We start from the raw sequence: 1,800 nt of genomic DNA on the forward strand, positions 1-1,800 counted from the left end.
CAAGTTATTAGATGATTATGACAGTGACTGTGAAATCACTCCGATGAACAAGCCAAAAGAGTCTAGCGATGAACAGATGCGAAGACAAAGGATAGCTGTCGATCGGAAGGTAACATCGACTCTACAGCGAATTGCAGAACAAAATGGAAGTACGATTAATACAGTCGCTGAAGTAATATGTGGAATCATGCTGCAAGTATGTACTAGAAACCAAGATGTAGTCTTTGGAAAAGTCGTATCAGGAAGAAATGCTGATATCAAGGGCATAGAAGATATGGTAGGTCTGTTCATTAATACTATTCCAGTAAGAGTAAGAACAGAAGATAAGATGAGCATTAGGGAACTGTTGAAGAAACAGCAAGAACAGGGAAATGAAAGTACGAGCTATGATTATTATTCATTGGCAGAGATACAAAATGAGACACTGCAAGGAACAGAATTGATTAAAGTCCTGTATGTTTTTGAAAACTATATGTCTGGATTAGAGTCAGAACAACAAGAAACTGATAAAAATCAGATGATGGTAGCACTCGAACAAGCAAGAGAACAAACCAATTATGCAATATCTATAGCAGGATATGAAATGGATGGAGCACTTGGTTTTGACATTATGTATAATCCAAATCAATTTAGTGAAGAAGACATACAGAGGTTATTAGAACGTTTGGTGAAGATCAGTGAGGAAATCGCAGAAAATCCAGACAGACAAGTAGCGGAAATAGAAACCGTGACTGAGGATGAAAAAGAAAAGATCCTCCATGACTTCAATGCAACCAAGACAGAGTATCCAAGAGAGAAGACGGTAGTCGAACTGTTCGAAGAACAGGCAGCTAAGACATCGGATCAGATCGCTTTAGTCTTCGAAGGTGAAGAAGTAAGCTACCGAGAGCTGAATGAAAGAGCCAATGTGTTAGCTCATAAGTTAAGAGAGCTGGGAGTAAAACCAGATGACTTCGTAGCGATCATGGCAGAAAGAAGTATCGAGATGATCACCGGAATCTACGGAATCATCAAGGCTGGAGCCGCTTATGTGCCAATTGATCCAACGTATCCAGAAGAAAGAATCGCGTTTATGTTGGAAGACTGTCAGCCAAAGGCCATGCTACTTTACGAGGCAGAGTATGAAACCGACCTAACAAAGTTTGACTTAAAAGAAGCAGGAATCTGGGAAGGAAATATCCAGAATCCAGAGAAGGTCAACAAGGCGGAAGACTTAATCTACTGTATCTACACATCCGGAACGACAGGGACGCCAAAGGGAACACTTTTGGAGCACCATGGAGTTGTAAATTTAAAATATAGGTTTGAACGTAACTTAGAAATTACGCCAGCAGATAATATTATACAGTTTGCAAATTATGTATTTGATGCTTCCGTATCGGAAATGACAATGGCATTGTTAAATGGGGCAACGCTAGTATGCATGCCGGCAGTAGTTGGACAAAATCCGAAGGAATTTAGTGAATACTGTAAACAGAATAGGGTAACAGTGGCAACATTACCTCCAAACTACTACCTGCAAAAAGAGGTAGATGTAGAGTTTAGAAAATTGCTAACAGCTGGTTCTGAGTCCAGCATGGCATTGATAAAGAAAGTTGGAGATAGTTCATATATAAACGACTATGGTCCAACCGAGAATACAGTATGTGCTAGTTATTGGGAAAAAGAAGAAAACTGGGATGCAACGTTTATTCCAATTGGAAAGCCGATCAGTAACACTCAAATATATATTCTGAATGGAGATAACCTCTGTGGCATTGGTGTGCCAGGTGAATTATGTATCACAGGTGACGGATTAGC

General features: G+C 39.8%; 1 protein-coding gene. It reads left to right on the top strand.

The features are described from left to right. Positions 1-1,800: non-ribosomal peptide synthetase (locus tag ABE34_RS01595; RefSeq protein ID WP_206700831.1), on the top strand; the 1,800-nt coding region annotated here is incomplete at both ends.

It is taken from the genome of Lysinibacillus sphaericus, assembly GCF_015844675.1.
GTDB classification, from domain to species: Bacteria; Bacillota; Bacilli; order Bacillales_A; family Planococcaceae; genus Lysinibacillus; species Lysinibacillus sphaericus_E.